Genomic DNA, 17,525 nt, shown 5'->3' on the forward strand with positions numbered 1-17,525 from the left:
TGTAAATCTTTATGATTTGAAATGAGTTTTTTAATCAATAATTCTAAAAGTCAGATTAATACGCGGTTTCATAACTTTTTTGGATTTTGGTAATTGATGTAACCAGTTTTTCTGTGTTTTTCCTTTCATTATAAGTAAACTACCATGTTGTAGCAAGATTTTTTGTTTTAGATCTTTTGTTTTATGTTTGAAATGAAACCAGCGTTCTTCACCTAAACTTATAGACGCTATTATTGGTTCTGTACCAAGTTCTTTTTCATTATCCGCATGCCAACCATTACTATCTTGACCATCTCTATACAGATTAAGTAGGCAGGTAGTAAATATTCCTAAACTTATATTTTCTATTTCTTCTTTAATCATTAATAACTCCTCTGTAAATTGATGAGGTTTCATGGTGATATTAGAGTAAGTATAGGTGTTTTTATTGTTAGCATATAATGAAGTCAGTCGAGGTTGTTTATATACTTTGCCAAAAACCTTAATATCGTCTTGCTGCCATTTGATAGATTCTTTTAAGGCTTTAAATAAATGATCAGCTTTGTTTTTATCGAAAAAATTAGGATAATAGCGTACATCACCATCGGGCATTTTTAATTGAATATCATCATTTTGGGAAGTAAATAAGTCCAACTTGTATGGTTTAAAGGTATAAATGAGCCCAATATATTAAACCAAATTGAAGTAAAAGCCTAAAAACAAGAACTGATTTTGGTAACTTAAGGCTTGCTTTTTTATTAACTAACATATGTATATGTACAGGAAAAAATAAAATAAGCATAGCAATGATTGCCCAAATTGAAAAAAATCTAGTCTGGAAAAAAAGAACACCTACTCCTGCCATTATCTCAGTTATACCACTCAAGTACACCAATTGCCTGTGGTATGGAATATATAATGGCATAATTCTCATAAATGCCTTTGGACGAATTAGATGAAAAATACCAGCAATTATAAAAATAGCTGATAAAGAGTATAAGTGCCAACTCATTAAACTCCCGTAGTTTTTTCTTTACCAGCACTACTAAGTGCAAAATCTTTACTTCTTGTCATATTTTTTATAAAGCTTACTTTTCTAAAACGTAATGCAGTCCAATCTTCATCAATGGCTACTTGTCGTACAGGTTCTAAATTATAGTCTCCCAAAACTCCCCAGCCATGGTCTCTGGTGATTTCGGTGGTGTATCTTTTAGAACTTTTTTTAGGATAAGCAAACCAAAGAATACCATCTCCTACTAACTTGGGATATACAGTTTCAATGCGGTTTTCAATCTGTTTTTTTTCTGTAACAAAAACCAATGCAAAGTCAACTTCAGATACTTGTATTAAAGACTCTTTAACTATAACATCTTTTAGGCAGTCCAGTTCTTTACAAAATCCTTCAGGTTCATTCAATATTAATATCTCATCCAGTGATGGAGGAAGTTGTAATTTTTTAAACAGCGCAGTCATGTGAGTAAATTTTAATTAGAACAACTTGTGTTTACTAAAGATACAAAAAAATAAAATTAAGATGGTTCATTTTAACGTAATCCTTTAGTATAAAACCTCTAAAACATGATAATCCATAAAGTTTCCGATATACCATTTTTGCCATCCTCTTTAAATATTTATCAGAAACGAATACTTTTTGATTTATAACGTTTGTTAAAAGTTTGAAAGCACTTAGTATTTTGAAGGTATTAGAAAGAAAAGTATTCACTAATATAGTAACGACTTTTAAAACTAACATAGACTTAATCATGAAAAAGTATTCTAAACTCTATATGCCATTATTATTAGGATTAATAATAAGTATATTATGCATCTCTTGTGAATCTCAAGAATTTGAATCTAACGACCAACAAGATCTAAATGAAGATTTTATGTTAGAACAAGCGTATCCTAATGAAACTGGGAAATTGCTAAGTATAACATTAAATGGAGGAGAGGTAGATGTAGAGAGTATTGACAAACATTACATATTAGAAGGAGATATAAAAGTATTACCTTCTGATACTGATAAAGGAGTTGGTAGAACAGGAGGAAGATGGCCAAATAATACGGTGTATTACTCTATTCAAAGTGGAATGCCTAATCAGGCGCGTATAACAAATGCTATTGCTCATTGGGAATCTAAAACCGCATTGAGATTCGTACAACGCACGAATCAATCGAACTATGTGTATTTTAAGAACGGATCAGGTTGTTCTTCTTATGTGGGACGCATTGGTGGTAGACAAGATATTACTTTGGCCGATGGTTGTTCTACAGGTAATACGATTCATGAGATTGGTCATGCAATAGGATTATGGCATGAACAAAGTAGAAAAGATCGAGATCAATATATAAGGGTGTTGTTCGAAAATATACAAAGCGGTAAAGAATTTAATTTTAGAACGTATATCGAACAAGGTCAGGATGGTAATGAATATACCTCTAATCTGGATCTAGGAAGTATCATGATGTATGGATCTTATGCTTTTTCTAAAAATGGTCAACCGACGATCACGCGTGCTAATGGAAATACATACAATGCACAACGCAACGGATTATCCAATAGTGATGTAGCTGGAATTAATAAAATGTATCCTCCAACAACTTCAGGAGGAACTATAGACATTAAAGGAAGCAATAATAATTATGTAAGTAGTGAAAATGGAGCTAAACCTATGAATTGTAATAGAGCCACTGCTCAAGGATGGGAAAAGTTCCAGGTAATCACGCTTAGCGGAGGGAAAGTTGCATTAAAAGGAAACAATGGTAAATATGTGAGTAGCGAGAATGGTGCTAATCCAATAACGTGTAATAGATCTCAAATTGGTGCGTGGGAACAATTTACTTTAGTTAGTAGAGGAGGAAATAAATATGCAATAAAAGGTAATAACGGTAAATACATAAGCTCAGAAAATGGGTCGAAACCGATGACTTGTAATAGAACTTCAATAGGGAACTGGGAAGAATTCGTAATTTCGGGATTATAAATTTCATCGAATTTGTGAATTAAAAAAACACCGCTCATATTGCGGTGTTTTTTAGTTTAAATCTTTGATCTTTGCTGTTAGTCTATTATTTTAGAATTCTCCGGATCGTCAAATAGTTCTCCCTCGTTTTCCAGAAAGGTAATATCTGTTATGGTAGCTTCTCCTAATTTATCAGTCATTCCCTTTTCTGAAGTCCAACCATAAAATTCCCATTTAGTAGCAAAAGGAATGTCATCTACAGTGGTAAATTCCTTGTAATGTATGGCATGTGGATCGGCTTCTGCTTTAGAAGTATCACCATCACTTCCAAAAGTTACGATATAAGCTGCAGCTTGCAGTGATTTCGCAACAGGATCCGCATAGATAATATACCAATCATCTGGAGCATCACCGGTTCCAGCTTCAAAAGTTAGTTTTGCAGTACTATGTTTAATATTATTTAGCATTCTATCATCTTGCAATTCCAATTTAGTTCCGGGATCACTTAGTTTATAAGGTAATCCAAAGAAGTAAGTCCAAGTAAACATATCAAAACGAGCTCCTTTATCATTAGCATCAGCGGGACACAGGTATACATTTTCTCCATCATAAATTAACTTACTATCATCTTTTTTATCAATTCTTATCTTTGATGAATTGGTAAGCATAGTAACTTTTCCATCCAAATGCTCTTTTCCGTTAAAGATGATATTCACATAGAAACTTACTGCTTTATGATTTAAGAATTTATCTTTTTTATGAGCTTTCTCTATAGTTTTGGTGAAATGGTTAGAAATAGACAAAGCCCCGTCACCAATACCACCATCAGGTTCTACGGGAATCATGTCTTTATTTTCTGTTACTTCGGGTTCCTTATTTTTTTCTTCTTTATTTTGATTACAACTAAGTACAATAATAGAAAGTAATACTATAAAAATTCTTTTCATTGTGAGGTTATTTGTGTTATGAGTCTAAAGTACTAAAACCTTAAATAGTAGTATAATCTTTATGAAAACTGTAACAGATATAAGCGGTTAGTTATGTCAATAGAGTGAAACATAGTACTGACTTTTTTATAATTTTAAATCTAAAAATTAGACAGTTATGTTCTTTTTCCTTGTTAAAAATCAACAAATAATGTAACAAAAAGCTAATGTTGATTACTAACATCATATACATTCACTTTTTTCATTATCAATTTTATAAACAGATAAAATGAGCTGTTAAATGAAACTAATAAATTATTAGAGTAATTGAAAGCGAATCCAATCTGAACTTAAAGATCAAAAAACAAACAGATGAAACAATTATTTAAAACAGTATGGGGTACATTCTTAGTAGTGTTATGCATGTCATTTACCCAAACGTACGGACAAGAAGTTATAGGAACTTGGAAAGGAAAATTATCAGTTCAGGGAACTGAAGTCCCATTACTATTTCATATTGAAGAAAAAGAAGGTGCTTTATCTTCTACAATGAATAGTCCTTCTCAAGGTGCAACAGGAATTCCATTGGATTCTACAGTTTTTGAAAACAATCAATTAACTTTGACATTTAAACAAGGAGGGATCAAATATGTAGCATCTCTAGAAGATAGTAAACTTAAAGGAACTTTTTATCAAAGCGGAATGGAACTACCATTAGAAATGGAAAAATCAGAGAAAACAATACCAGGAAATCCAGCATTGGTTTCTTCTGATACAGAATTAGAAAAAATAGCAAGTTTGGATCAAGGGAATTATAAATATTCTGTTGAAGATTATTTTGCAAGACCAAAGGCAAGAAGTTTTCAGTTTTCTCCAAACGGAAAATATCTTTCATACAGAGAGAAAGATGAAAATAGTAAAAATCACGTATATGTAAAAGAAATCGCAACTGATAAGGTTATCCGTGTAATCGAAGAGAAAGAAGAACTAATCAGAGGGTATGGTTGGGCTAATAATGAACGATTGGTGTATGTGATGGATAAAGGCGGAAATGAAGATTATCATCTATTTGCCGCTAATATTGACGGGACAGATCAAAAAGAATTAACTCCTTATGACGGTGTTCAAGTTAATATTTTAGAAGGATTAAAGGAAGATGAGAATCATATGATCATCTCCATGAATAAGAATAATAAACAAATCTTTGAACCATATAAAATTAATATTGTTACGGGAGAAATCAAACAATTATTTAAGAATGAAGATGCCGCTAATCCTATAGCAGGATATAATTTTGACAAGGATGGTAACCTTAGAGGCTATGGTAAGATAAGAGATGGAGTAAATGTGGATTTTTATTATGCTAAGGAAGAAGGCAAATACGAAATCATAAAAAAAATGAACTGGAAGGATACCTTCTCAATTCTAAATTATGATTACTCCACAGAAAACCCTCACGATGCCTATGTAGTTTCTAACCTAGATACAGATAAATCTCAGATATATTTATATGATTTAAAAGCTGATAAAGTAATCAAAAAATTATTCTCTAATGATAAATATGATGTTTCTAACTTATCTTTATCAAGAAAAAGAGGGTACGAATTGGATTATTTCTCGTATCAAGGAGAGAAAAGAGTGATGATTCCTGTAAGTGATTACTATAAAAAATTACATACAAGAATTACTAAAGAGTTTCCTGATCACCAGTATTCGATAGCAGGAAAAACAGACGAAGAAGATAAGTATTTGATCTTTTTTCAGAGTGATAAATTGTATGGAGTCTATTACTCTTATGATACAAAAAAGGATGAATTTAAGCTGCTTTATAATTTAATGCCTCAGCTTAAAGAGAATGATATGGCAGAGATGCGTCCGATTACTTTTAAGAGTAGAGATGGATTGACAATACACGGATATATTACGTTACCAAAAGAAGCAATACAAGGTAAAAAAGTACCATTGGTAGTAAATCCACATGGGGGACCACAAGGAATAAGAGATTCTTGGGGGTTTAATCCAGAATCACAATTGTTCGCGAGTAGAGGATACGCGACGTTGCAAGTAAACTTTAGAATTTCTGGAGGATATGGTAGAGAATTCTTAGAAACTGGATTCAAACAAATCGGTAGAAAAGCAATGGATGATGTAGAAGATGGATTGCAATACGTAATTGATCAAGGTTGGGTGGATAAGGACAGAGTAGCTATTTATGGTGGTAGTCACGGAGGATATGCTGTATTACGTGGATTGACTAAAACACCAGATTTATATGCTTGTGGAGTGGATTATGTGGGAGTATCTAATCTATTTACTTTTATGAAAACAATTCCTCCTTATTGGAAACCATATTTAAAAATCATAAAAGAGATTTGGTATGATGAAGACATAGCTGAAGAAAAAGCTATTATGGAAGAAGTGTCTCCAGTATATCAAATTGATAAAATCAAAAAACCACTGTTTGTCGTGCAAGGAGCAAATGATCCTCGTGTAAATATTGATGAGTCGGATCAGATCGTAAAGGCATTGCGTGATAAGGGATATGATGTTCCGTATATGGTACGATATGACGAAGGTCATGGTTTTGGTAAGGAAGAAAACTCTATCGCTATGTACAAAGCTATGATGGGATTCTACGCTAAGCATATTGGTAAAAAAGAAACTACTAAACCTGTTAAAGGATAATTAAGTGAAACTTTTAGACACTATCTCATTAAGTGTGTAAATGAAAATATCTAGGGTAAGGCTTTTTTTAAGGCTTTACCCTTTTTTCATTATAGTTAAGAACTGATTCAATATGGTTCCTCAATTTCTAATTCGCATAGACCATTGTTTGGTAGCCTATCTTTTTTTCAAAAATACAGATTTCGTAACTGCTTGATCTATTTGAAATTAAGATTTTTTTTTGGGGTACTTTCTTGTTTTTCCATTAAGGGTAGTTAATCAGTTTATAATTTATACTGAAATTTAGCTATAAGAAACAATGCGTCTATTATGTTCGTTCTGTTTTTGATTGATGTATCAATTACAGATCTTATTTCAGCAAATACCTGAGCTGTTTTATAGTCTTGAATTATCCAGATATCTTTTATTTGGTTTTTACATTCCTTATAGCTCTCCCTTAAGCATTATTATCTGATGGCACTTCTTTGATTTCTGAAAAAGAGACTATAGGTTCCTTATCTCTAAGTATTTGCTTATAGAAAGTGTAGAGCACTTAAAACACTGTTTTCCTTTTCTAAAAAAATCTCAAGGTGATCTTATCCATTCTAACTCCAATAAAATTCGTGATAAAAAATAAAAGGATAAATGTTAAAATTAAACTAAAATCGAAGAACAGGGTTCGAGTTTTTAATTCACAGTTGTTTAATTAATATAAAGATTGTTTAAACATTTTTAAGTTCAAAATAAACTATAAACCTTTAACCAATTAGTATCATGAAATCTAATTACATTTTTACCTTATTAATTGCAATATGTTTCTTTTCTTTTACATCTATTGCGCAGACTGCTAGAGTTCAAGCAATTCATAATTCGGCTGATGCAGCCGCTGCTATAGTTGATGTGTATATTTTTACATCCGTCTCAGGGGATCAACTATTACTAGAAGATTTTGCATTTAGAACTGCTTCTACATTTGTAGATGCTCCTGCCGGCATACCCATTACATTAAAAGTAACGGTTCCTGATGGTTCTCCTACTACTCCTGTATATGAAATTACAACAACACTCTCGCCGGGTTCTACTTATATATTAGTGGCTGATGGTATCGTTAGCGCTTCTGGTTATATGCCAGCACAACCTTTCGGTATCCAGGTGTATGATATGGGAAGAGAAGCTGCTTCTACTTCGGGGAATACAGATGTATTAGTGCATCACGGAGCAACAGATGCACCTACTGTAGATGTAAATTTACAATCAGGAGGAGCTCCATTAGTTGATGATGTATCCTATACAGAATTTGCAGGTTATTTAGAACTTCCAACAGATGATTACGCTATTAATGTTTCTACTTCAGATGGCGCCACTATTGTAAAAGCATATGATGCTCCTTTAGCTACTTTAGGTCTTACTGATTCTGCTGTTACAGTGGTGGCAAGTGGATTTTTAGATCCTTCAATGAATAGTAATGGAGCTGCTTTTGGATTGTATGCAGCTACACCAGCTGGAGGTGATTTAGTAGCATTGCCAGAAAGTTCTGCTCGTGTTCAAGTAATTCATAATTCTGCTGATGCTGCTGCGACCTCCGTAGATGTATATCTAAATGATGCTATGTTGATAGATGATTTTGAATTCAGGACTGCTTCTCCTTTTATCGATGCTCCTGCTGGAGTTCCATTAAGTATTGAGGTAGCTCCAGGAACAAGTACTTCTTCTATGGATGCTATTTATGAATTACCCGCTACCTTAGTTTCTGGAGAAACGTATATTCTTGTAGCTGATGGTATCGTTAGCGCTTCTGGTTATATGCCAGCACAACCTTTCGGTATCCAGGTGTATGCTATGGGAAGAGAAGCTGCTTCCATTTCTGGGAATACGGATGTATTAGTGCATCACGGAGCAACAGATGCACCTACTGTAGATGTAAATTTACAATCAGGAGGAGCTCCATTAGTTGATGATGTTTCATATACAGAATTTGCAGGTTATTTAGAACTTCAAACAGATGATTACGCTATTAATGTTTCTACTTCAGATGGTGCCACTATTGTAAAAGCATATGATGCTCCTTTGGCTACTTTAGGTCTTACAGATTCTGCTGTTACAGTGGTAGCAAGTGGGTTTTTAGATCCTTCAATGAATAGCAATGGAGCTGCTTTTGGATTATATGCAGCTACACCAGCTGGAGGTGATTTAGTAGCATTGCCAGAAAGTTCTGCTCGTGTTCAAGTAATTCATAATTCTGCTGACGCTGCTGCGACCTCTGTAGATGTATATCTAAATGATGCTATGTTGATAGATGATTTTGCATTCAGAACTGCTTCTCCTTTTATCGATGCTCCTGCTGGAGTTCCATTAAGTATTGAGGTAGCTCCAGGAACAAGTACTTCTTCTATGGATGCTATTTATGAATTACCAGCTACACTAGTTTCTGGAGAAACGTATATTCTTATAGCCGATGGTATCGTTAGTGCCTCTGGTTATATGCCAACGCAACTTTTCGGTATAGAGGTTTATGCTATGGGAAGAGAAGCTGCTTCAACTTCTGGGAATACGGATGTATTAGTGCATCACGGTGCTACAGATGCACCTACTGTAGATGTAAATTTACAATCAGGAGGAAGTCCATTAGTTGATGATGTATCCTATACAGAATTTGCAGGTTATTTAGAACTTCCAACAGATGATTATCAAATCAATATTTCTACTGCAGATGGTGCTACTATTGTACAAGGATATGATGCTCCTTTAGCATCTCTTAGCTTAGACGACGCTGCAATTACAGTAGTAGCAAGTGGGTTTTTAGATCCTTCAATGAATAGTAATGGAGCTGCTTTTGGATTATGGGTAGCTCTAGCAGCGGGAGGACCTTTGGTTGAGTTACCAACAAATACATTGAGTATCAGAGAATTTGCAAATGTTGATCAATTAGCTGTATATCCAAATCCAAGTATAGATGGTGATTTATTTATTTCATTACCTCAATTAACCGAAGATATAGATGCGTTCGTATATGATATATCTGGTAGAGAAGTAATCAAAACAGTACTTTCTAATGAGCTTACAAAATTGGATGTACGTTCTTTAAATACCGGATTTTACATTATTACATTAAGGAAAGGGAACGATTCTTTCTCAGTAAAAATAGCTGTTAATTAATCGAATTTCATTCTGAATTAGTACTTGAAAACCTTCGCTATCTTTATTTATGGCGAGGGTTTTATATTGATGTCTATTGTTTTAGAGAAAGAAATACTAAGTAACTATGGAAATATTTCTTTTGGTCAATTTTCTAACTATGAATCGTTTGGCTTTGCTTATCGATACGGTTTTGTTGAGTTAGAGATAGAAAGATATACAATTTTGTTTATTGATATTTAGGTGAGACTTGGTTAAATTACGGGAATTATACATTTGAGATAGGAGCCAATGATTCTTAGGAACAATGAATAAAGCTTTCTATAAGATTAGTTCAGGATTAATAAGTTTTTAAATGAATTCGATTCTACTGTTTGCTATTTAATTAGTTTCATGTCTTTGATCTAAAAATATAGTTTTTAAATACGGATAAACTATATTGAAAATTTAAAGACAATTCAGTTAACTACTCAATTTCCTGCTCTGACTTTAATTCTTTAAGTAGATTCTCTTCATCTTCTAGAGTAGTATCAAGTTGAGGTCTTTTTTGTCTGTTAAAGAACCTTGGAAACAAATTTATATATCGATTAAATGTATCTATTTCAGTATTTATAAGTTCTTTATCCTGATTTTCAACCAGAGTATCCACAAGATCCCGATAATACGTTACATTATCCATGATATTTTCAAAATGCTCTTCTTGTTTTTTATAAGATAAATTTGAAAAATAGTGTAGTTGTTCTTGATATTTTATAGCTAATTGTTTCCAGAGAGATCTTGCTTTTTCTTTTTTATCTATTTGATAATAGCTGCCTACAAAAGTGTGTAATGGTGTATAATATTCATAGATATCCAAAGGCATTTTTTCTATCCCCAAATCCAGGATTTCTTCAGCTTTAAGTAGTTGGTCTTCTTTAATTAACTGATTGGCTAATCTTCCAAGATTGGTCCTAAAGGATATTCCGTTTTTTCTGGTTTCTGTATCATGATAGATTTCTGTACTATCCCCATTTCCCCAGTCCCATTCTTTGACATTTTTATACATCACATCGGTATCGACTCTTCCTAATTGATAGGGATTGTTTGGATTCACCTTAGTTTTGATGGGAATAAGTTTATACGTCATTCCGTCTAATTGCAAATAGTCTTTCATCCAGATATAATCATCATCACCAAAACTACCACCAGTAAAATAAATCGGGCGTTCCCAATTGTTATTAGCAATGATGTCTAACATGACCAGTCTGTGTTTAGGGATGTAATTACCTTTTAGATGAATATCGATATAGGGCACAATGTTATCTGTATCTTTTTCAGACACTATTCCGTTTTTTAATACAGCTTCCTTATCAACTGGTATTCGAATATTCTTTGTCGGAAACGTAGAAACTACTTTTCCGTTCATAAGCTCTCCTTTGGTTCTATCGTCATCAGATGTGATCCAGCGCATCCAGTTTTTGATGAGCATAGTATCCTTTGTTACCTCTTTGTAGAAAACTGCGTCATTATTTCCATAGGTATAAAATGAGTGTTCTAATTGGGAAGGCACAGGTTTACCTTCATAAGCAGCTTTTTTCATTTGATCGATATACCAATCTGTCGCCAATAAATTAGTGATAAGAATGCGTATATCTGTTCGATATCCTTCTATTTCTTGCAAATACCATAAGGGGAAACTATCATTATCACCAATAGAAAATAGAATCGCATCTTTCTGACAAGAGGATAAGTATGTTTTTGCGGATGATTGAGCGGTATATCGATTGGATCGATCATGATCATCCCAGTTTTGGGCAATCAATAAGGAAGGTACTCCAAGTAATGAAATGAGAATTGTTATGTACGCAGCTTTCTTAGCGTTCATTTGATCCTTTAATATGTCGAAAAGTGCATATACTCCAAATGCAATCCAAATGGCAAATACATAAAAAGAACCTACTAGAGCATAATCTCTTTCCCTGGGTTCAAAGGGTCTTTCATTAAGATATATTTTTAAAGATAATCCTGTAAACAAAAAGAATATAAACAATACCCAGAAATTCTTTTTATCATGCTTCAATTGGAAAACTAATCCAATCAAACCTAAAATAAGAGGAATGAAGTAATACGTATTTCTAGCTTTGTTTTTTAATGCATCATTTGGTAAATTATCTTGAGATCCAAGGCGATGTTTATCAATAAACGAAATTCCACTAAGCCAATTACCGTGTAAAGAAGATAATTTCCCTTGAACATCGTCTTGTCTTCCAACAAAGTTCCACATAAAATAACGCCAGTACATATAATTAATTTGGTATTGAAAGAGGTAGGATACATTATCCCAAAATGAAGGCGGTCGGACATCCAGAAATTGACCAAATGATTCTAAGAATTTGTGATAATCACTGTAATCTAATTGGTCTGCTGCATATTGTTTTCTAAAATCAATAACAGTATCTATAAGTTCCTTTTCATCCTGATATTCAGCTTTTATAGAGAATTTCAGTGGTCCGCTAAATAACATATAATTACTGATATGCTCAGTACTCCACATTCTTGGTAACAAAGTTTTATGAGTATTATCTAAATTCTGTTTAGCATTTTTCCAATCATTAACAACTATATATTTTCCTGTATTTAGATCTTTTTCGTATTTCGGTTTGTCATCTAGATATGGTTCATTCTCATCTAAATTGCCATAGATCTCAGTGAATTGAGGGCCATAAAACAGGTGCGTTTTTGGGTATTGCTCCAGATTGTAGTATGCTAATAATTCTCTGGCATTGTTTGGGTTATTTTCGTTAATCACCGTACCGGCGTTTGCTCTAATCGGAATCATTAACCAGCTAGAAAACCCAACTAAAATAAAAAGAATACAAAGCAGGGAAGTATGGATCAATGGATAGGATTTTTTTCTAGTGTATTTTAATCCGAGATAAAAACAGATCATTAAACTTATGCCGGCAATAATAGTTCCTGAATGAAAAGGTAACCCGATTGAATTGATAAAGAAGATTTCAGAACTACCAAAATACGCCAGTGTATAAGGTAGTAGCATTTTAAAAATGAACAATAATATAGCAATCACAATAAGATTGGCGATTATGAAATTATTGAGTGTTATGGTTTTATAATTTTTAAAATAATACAATAGCCCTATTGCCGGAATCGAGAGTAATCCCATAAAATGAACACCAAAGGATAGTCCAACAATAAAAGAAATTAAAATGATCCATTTATTTCCTTGCGGTTGATTCATATCTCGTTGCCATAACAATCCTAGGTAGAATAACACTGACAGAATACAAGTAGCCATTGCATAAACTTCTGCCTCTACTGCATTAAACCAAAAACTATCTGTAAACGCAAAAGCCAGGGAACCTATTACTCCGCCTCCTAGTATGATAATATAAGTGCTTTTTGCAAGATTTGATTTGGCCTTTGCCAAATTAGTCAGCAAAATGGTGATTGACCAAAACATGAAAAGTATGGTAAATGCACTTGCAATTCCTGATGTAATATTCAATGTATATGCAATTTGTTCCGGATACGTAGCAAAACTGGAAGCAAAAGCTCCTATCATTTGAAACAATGGGGCACCTGGAGGATGTCCAATTTGTAATTTTGAAGATGCTGAAATATATTCACCTACATCCCAAAAACTATTTGTTGGCTCTGCTGTATTAATATAAACTAAGAGAGAAATAAGGAATACAGTCCAACCCAGTATAAGATTCCACTTTTTGAAAAGAGATATATTCATTTGTATTGATTGCCTTTTTTTAGGTAATCAAATGACGAGTAAAAAATTAAAAAAGTGGAGCGTTAGAAGTTGTAATAAAGTACTAGTACTGGTATGATTTTATTTAAATCACTTGAAAATAAGTTGTTTATGGTAAAATTCAAAACTTTGTTAGCATTGAAAAGAAGTTATGTTTTGAGAATTTTATAGACAAGAAAGTTCTATGAATAGAGCGATATAGAATTATTTATCTAAGTGTTATAACATATAAGTGACATCTATTCTTATCAATTAATGAGGATTAAACAATAGTTAAAACTTAGTTATTTGGGGAAAAATCTACTTTTTTAAATAAACATGAACTATCTTATATAATAATAATGCAATTGTATTTTAATTAGGCCCTGATTTTTACAAATTTTTTAAAGCATGCAAACTACCGAAGAAATTAGAACTATTAGTTATTTAAGTAATTCTTCAAAATTGGATAGTGAAGAAATAGAAGAGCTTTTGATAGATACTATGACTAATAACAATAAAATTGGAATAGGTGGAATTCTTATATATAGTAATGATACTTTTTTTCAAATTATAGAAGGTTATACAAAGGATATAGATAGATTGTTTGCCAAAATAGAGCTTGATAAAAGACATTTTAATGTCTTCAAAATTTTTGATAGAAAAGTATCAATCAAAAAATTTGAAAGATTTAGTTTTAGTTATATTAGAGTTGAAGATGAAAAGATATCTAATGAATTAATGAGTTTTTTAGAAATAGGAGATAATTTTGGTGATGAAACTCATGAAATGCTAGTAGGAAAAGTAAAAAACCTTATTAAAGATTCTAAATAACACTACTATTTATTAATTAGTTCTTTTCGATTAGTGATGTGTAATTTGCTGTAAATGTTAGAGATATGTGTTTTTACAGTGTTGATACTAATAAACAATTCATTGGCAATTTCTTTATTGCTTTTTCCGGAAATGATTAACTCCTTGATAGTATTTTCTTGTTTGCTTAATGGTACTAAAATAGTTTTTCGTTGATGTCTTTTTCTTTTTACAACTAAAAAAACAAGGGTTATAATAACCAATCCGGCGATACCATTTAATACCATGCTTATGGAGTATTTTTTTTCAGTTTTTTCCTTGTGAACCAATGAAAGTTTATTCTCAAGATATAAGAATAAAGCAGGATCGATGTCACTGGCTTTTAATTCTTTTAATAACTCGGCATAGTAAGCAGTATTTTCTTTAATATCTTTTTCCAATAATTTCTTGTCATCAAGTTTTTTAATACTTATTAACTTTACCAGAAGAATTTGCAAGGAGTCTTTTACGTATCCTTTGGTCCTAAGTAAATACTTTTCGGTATCAAAATCGTCGTGCAAGCTTTCAAACTTAGATTCGAATTTTTTTAGTTGTTGCCATTCCTTGTGAGCTTTATTATTGGTTGTATAAGAATCAAAAAACGACGTTCCTTTTTCAAAATAGATGGAGTCATTCTTAGATAAAATGAATAGCTTAGAGTTTTTAGTCACACCTGTATGTCTTGATACTGATTTAATTGGATCAATGTGAACTCTGTATATATGATCCTTATTATTAAACCATTTTTGGTCAAAAGAGAAGTATCCCTCTTTAGAAATAACCGAAGAAGCAATAGGTATATAGGTATGTCCATTAGCCGTACCGTTTAACTGTACTTTGCTTAAATTTACTTTTTCTTCCCAGTTCTCAGGGTTTTCCAGTTGTAAATATCCAGAAACAATTTCTTGCCCATTCGTCTTTAGACAAATTAATAGTGTTAGTATGAAAAGAAAGATTGTATTTTTCATTTGTCTTGTTATCTAGATGGAAAGTGATATTGTAAAAATAATAAAATATGTTATAAATAAGTAGAAATAAGAAAACCGCTTCTACTGTTCAACAGCAAAGCGGTTTTGTATATGTATTCCAAAAGCGCAGCTTTCTTGTAATCTAAAGATCCAAAAGCATAGCGTTTCTAAGATTACTTAATCATCTCAAAGCTGCGTTTGACAAATTCAGTCAATTCTTCACCTTTAAGTAAATTCTGTGATAATCTTGCTAAATCCAGTGATTGCTTAATCAAGCGCTCTTTCTTTTTATCAGTTTTAGTGTCTTTAATTTGGCCAATCAACTCGTGATTTGTATTCACAATTAGATTGTACATCTCTGGCATATTTCCAAACATGTTCATTCCACCACCGCCAGTCTGTTGCATCTCTTTCATACGACGCATAAACTCTGGTTGTGTAATTATAAACGGAGAAGCATTACTATCCATAGCTTCTAACTGAACCGTATATTTATCAGCAGGAATCACTTTTTCTAGATCAACTTTTAACGCATCCTTTTCTTCATCAGATAGTTTAGAAATAGTTTCCTCGTCTTTTTTAATCAGGTTATCAATATGATCACCATCAACACGAACAAAAGAGATATTTTCTTTACTGGTTTCTAATTTCTGGATGAGATGCGAAACAATAGGTGAGTCTAGTAACAATACTTCGTATCCTTTGTCTTTTGCAGCAGATATATAAGCGTGCTGCTCATCTTTGTCAGAAGCGTATAAGACAACTAGTTTATTATCTTTATCTGTTTGATTTTCTTTTATTTTTTCCTGTAATTCTTCAAAAGTGAAATAGGTGCCATCAACAGTAGGGTATAAAGCAAATTTATCAGCTTTTTCGAAGAACTTATCTTCAGAAAGCATTCCGTATTCGATCACTACTTTAATGTCATTCCATTTCTTTTCAAAATCTTCTCTATCATTTTTAAATAGAGAACTTAGTTTATCCGCCACTTTACGAGTGATATAACTAGAGATTTTCTTTACAGCACCATCTGCTTGTAAGTATGATCTGGAAACATTTAATGGAATGTCAGGAGAATCAATAACACCGCGGAGCATTGTTAAAAATTCAGGAACAATACCTTCTACATTATCCGTTACGAAAACTTGGTTTTGGTATAATTGGATTCTATCCTTCTGCATATTCATATCCTGTCCGAGCTTCGGGAAATATAAAATCCCTGTAAGGTTAAATGGATAATCTACATTAAGGTGAATATTAAATAAAGGCTCTTCGAACTGCATTGGATACAATTCTCTATAAAACCCTTTATAATCTTCATCTTTTAGATCAGCAGGTTGTTTAGTCCAGGCCGGATTAGGATTATTAATGATGTTATCTACTTCCTGAGTAGGTGCCGGATCTTCTTCTTTTGCTCCTTCTGGTTTTGGTAGTGTTTCTGTTTTAGTTCCGAATTTAATCGAAACGGGCATAAACTTATTATATTTTACCAATAATTCACTGATTCTACTTTCTTCAAGGAATTCTGTATCATCTTCTCCAATATGTAGGATGATTTCTGTTCCTCTTTCAGTTTTATCATGAGCTTCGATTGTGTATGTAGGAGAACCATCACAAGTCCAGTGTGCCGCTGGCGCATCTGTATATGATTTGGTAATAATCTCTACTTTATTAGCTACCATAAATGCCGAGTAGAACCCTAAACCAAAATGTCCAATGATTCCAGAATCTTTTGCGCTGTCCTTATATTTTTCTAAGAATTCTTCAGCACCAGAAAAAGCTACCTGATTGATATATTTTTCAACCTCTTCTGCAGTCATACCGATTCCTTGATCGATAATATGTAGTAACTTATTTTCTTTGTCAATTTTAACTTCAATCTTAGGATCACCATATTCTACCTTAGCTTCACCAATATTCGTTAAATGTTTTAGTTTTAAAGTCGCATCTGTTGCGTTAGATATTAACTCTCGTAAAAAGATCTCATGATCAGAATACAAGAATTTTTTAATCAAAGGAAAAATGTTTTCTACTGATACATTAATACTTCCTGTTGCCATTTTATTTATGTTTTAATTTTAATTATCACTTCTGGACTCTTTATAGTCAAAAAAAATACCAATTCTACATTGCTGACAAACTGACACAGAAATAACAAGATGATTAATAAAACGTAAGGATAATACAAGTATTTCGTCTATTGTAAAACGGCGAAATTAAGTTTCATTTTTTCTGAAACAACTTTAACATATTTTTTGTTTAGGTTTTTTATATAAAAGTTAAACAATTGTTATCTTTA

The 17,525-nt window shown here is 32.5% G+C and carries 11 protein-coding genes; 4 read left to right on the forward strand and 7 right to left on the reverse strand.

Translation table 11 applies throughout. From position 1 onward, the window contains the following. Window positions 1–30 precede the first annotated feature (30 nt). The 3 genes from Q0910_RS00100 to Q0910_RS00110 are packed head-to-tail and all read right to left on the reverse strand — an operon-like array spanning window position 31 to window position 1,452. Entirely contained in the window at window positions 31–591 is a 561-nt protein-coding gene (locus Q0910_RS00100) for an alpha-ketoglutarate-dependent dioxygenase AlkB (RefSeq protein WP_299212661.1), read from the reverse strand. A 52-nt stretch (window positions 592–643) separates the two neighbouring features. After that, on the reverse strand, window positions 644–991 hold the full coding sequence (locus Q0910_RS00105; RefSeq protein ID WP_299210824.1) for a hypothetical protein: 348 nt from the start codon (window positions 989–991) through the stop codon (window positions 644–646). Then, window positions 991–1,452, reverse strand: a complete 462-nt coding sequence (locus Q0910_RS00110; RefSeq protein ID WP_299210827.1) for a hypothetical protein — start codon at window positions 1,450–1,452, stop codon at window positions 991–993. The genes Q0910_RS00105 and Q0910_RS00110 overlap by 1 nt, the downstream gene beginning before the upstream one ends. A gap of 290 nt (window positions 1,453–1,742) precedes the next feature. Between Q0910_RS00110 and Q0910_RS00115 the strand changes: the two genes are divergently transcribed. Next, window positions 1,743–2,963: a M12 family metallopeptidase gene (locus tag Q0910_RS00115; protein WP_299210829.1), complete on the forward strand. Its 1,221-nt coding sequence runs from the start codon at window positions 1,743–1,745 to the stop codon at window positions 2,961–2,963. 77 nt (window positions 2,964–3,040) lie between these two features. Here Q0910_RS00115 and Q0910_RS00120 read toward each other — a convergent pair whose 3' ends face one another. Then, complete coding sequence (locus Q0910_RS00120; RefSeq protein ID WP_299210832.1) at window positions 3,041–3,889, reverse strand: DUF6503 family protein; 849 nt, start codon at window positions 3,887–3,889, stop codon at window positions 3,041–3,043. Between the two features lie 402 nt (window positions 3,890–4,291). Between Q0910_RS00120 and Q0910_RS00125 the strand changes: the two genes are divergently transcribed. Both Q0910_RS00125 and Q0910_RS00130 read left to right on the forward strand, forming a co-directional pair. Continuing rightward, the gene (locus Q0910_RS00125; protein ID WP_299212663.1) at window positions 4,292–6,553 is read left to right on the forward strand and encodes a S9 family peptidase; all 2,262 of its coding nucleotides are present in this window, start codon (window positions 4,292–4,294) and stop codon (window positions 6,551–6,553) included. A 753-nt stretch (window positions 6,554–7,306) separates the two neighbouring features. Beyond that, on the forward strand, window positions 7,307–9,688 hold the full coding sequence (locus Q0910_RS00130) for a DUF4397 domain-containing protein (protein ID WP_299210835.1): 2,382 nt from the start codon (window positions 7,307–7,309) through the stop codon (window positions 9,686–9,688). Between the two features lie 445 nt (window positions 9,689–10,133). Here the strand turns inward: Q0910_RS00130 and Q0910_RS00135 are convergent, their stop codons facing one another. Then, entirely contained in the window at window positions 10,134–13,409 is a 3,276-nt protein-coding gene (locus tag Q0910_RS00135; protein ID WP_299210838.1) for a DUF2723 domain-containing protein, read from the reverse strand. Between the two features lie 408 nt (window positions 13,410–13,817). Here Q0910_RS00135 and Q0910_RS00140 point away from each other — a divergent pair, with 408 nt between their 5' ends. Further along, entirely contained in the window at window positions 13,818–14,240 is a 423-nt protein-coding gene (locus Q0910_RS00140; RefSeq protein ID WP_299210841.1) for a BLUF domain-containing protein, read from the forward strand. Window positions 14,241–14,245: 5 nt separating this feature from the next. Here Q0910_RS00140 and Q0910_RS00145 read toward each other — a convergent pair whose 3' ends face one another. Continuing rightward, window positions 14,246–15,226, reverse strand: coding sequence for a LuxR C-terminal-related transcriptional regulator (locus Q0910_RS00145; RefSeq protein WP_299210844.1), 981 nt, complete (start codon window positions 15,224–15,226; stop codon window positions 14,246–14,248). 173 nt (window positions 15,227–15,399) lie between these two features. Continuing rightward, window positions 15,400–17,286: a molecular chaperone HtpG gene (gene htpG / locus Q0910_RS00150; RefSeq protein WP_299210845.1), complete on the reverse strand. Its 1,887-nt coding sequence runs from the start codon at window positions 17,284–17,286 to the stop codon at window positions 15,400–15,402. Window positions 17,287–17,525: the final 239 nt, after the last annotated feature.

The sequence above is a fragment of the uncultured Aquimarina sp. genome (assembly GCF_947495315.1).
GTDB lineage: Bacteria > Bacteroidota > Bacteroidia > Flavobacteriales > Flavobacteriaceae > Aquimarina.

Excerpts from the sequence above, each read along its gene's own strand:
- Q0910_RS00100 (WP_299212661.1), bottom strand. The coding sequence starts at position 591 with ATGCCCGATGGTGATGTACGCTATTATCCTAATTTTTTCGATAAAAAC.
- Q0910_RS00130 (WP_299210835.1), top strand. The coding sequence starts at position 7,307 with ATGAAATCTAATTACATTTTTACCTTATTAATTGCAATATGTTTCTTT.
- htpG (WP_299210845.1), bottom strand. The coding sequence starts at position 17,286 with ATGGCAACAGGAAGTATTAATGTATCAGTAGAAAACATTTTTCCTTTG.
- Q0910_RS00105 (WP_299210824.1), bottom strand. The coding sequence starts at position 991 with ATGAGTTGGCACTTATACTCTTTATCAGCTATTTTTATAATTGCTGGT.
- Q0910_RS00115 (WP_299210829.1), top strand. The coding sequence starts at position 1,743 with ATGAAAAAGTATTCTAAACTCTATATGCCATTATTATTAGGATTAATA.
- Q0910_RS00140 (WP_299210841.1), top strand. The coding sequence starts at position 13,818 with ATGCAAACTACCGAAGAAATTAGAACTATTAGTTATTTAAGTAATTCT.
- Q0910_RS00145 (WP_299210844.1), bottom strand. The coding sequence starts at position 15,226 with ATGAAAAATACAATCTTTCTTTTCATACTAACACTATTAATTTGTCTA.
- Q0910_RS00110 (WP_299210827.1), bottom strand. The coding sequence starts at position 1,452 with ATGACTGCGCTGTTTAAAAAATTACAACTTCCTCCATCACTGGATGAG.
- Q0910_RS00135 (WP_299210838.1), bottom strand. The coding sequence starts at position 13,409 with ATGAATATATCTCTTTTCAAAAAGTGGAATCTTATACTGGGTTGGACT.
- Q0910_RS00125 (WP_299212663.1), top strand. The coding sequence starts at position 4,292 with ATGTCATTTACCCAAACGTACGGACAAGAAGTTATAGGAACTTGGAAA.
- Q0910_RS00120 (WP_299210832.1), bottom strand. The coding sequence starts at position 3,889 with ATGAAAAGAATTTTTATAGTATTACTTTCTATTATTGTACTTAGTTGT.